A 547-nucleotide genomic window follows, 5' to 3' on the forward strand; every position below is an offset into this window, starting at 1 on the left:
GAGGTTGCGGTGGGGGGGGGGGTAGGCAGGGGAGGGAGGCTGCGGCGGCGGCGGAGGGTGGGGGGCGAGGAACTGGGGTGGAGGCCGTGGCTGTGGCTGGCGATGCGCGGCGGAGGGATCGCGTGGCGGCACGGCGGGCATGTGCGGGTGACGGCGGCGACGGAGAGCGGTGCGAGAGGCGCGGTGGCGAGCGGACAGAGAGTAGGAAGGTGGTGGGCGGTGGGAGGAGGTGGAGGGTGGTGGAACGTGGTGAAGCTGGGCGCGTGGAACGTGAGGAGGGAAGGGGGGGGTGAAGGAAGGCAAGGGACCAGGGCATGACGGAGAACGGCACGGGGAGCGGGAAGCGGGGGCTGTGCGGAACGGTCGGCGAGCTAGGGGCCGGGCGCGGCGAGGACGGCGTGCGCGGGGGGGGGCAGAGTGGCGAGCGGGCCAGGACGGGCTGGACGCGCCACGCGCCGACGCGGCGCGCCGCGTTGCTGCTGCCGCGCAGTACGGAGAAGGTCGCGCAGGCGCTCGCCATCTGTCACGCGGCTTATCAGCCCGTGGT

1 pseudogene is annotated in these 547 nt (G+C 74.6%); it reads left to right on the plus strand.

The annotated features are described in order from the left end of the window. Positions 1 to 314 precede the first annotated feature (314 nt). Positions 315 to 547: pseudogene (locus tag A6V37_RS41650) on the plus strand (FAD-binding oxidoreductase); the annotation flags it as partial.

Source organism: Paraburkholderia ginsengiterrae, from assembly GCF_001645125.1.
Taxonomy (GTDB): domain Bacteria; phylum Pseudomonadota; class Gammaproteobacteria; order Burkholderiales; family Burkholderiaceae; genus Paraburkholderia; species Paraburkholderia ginsengiterrae.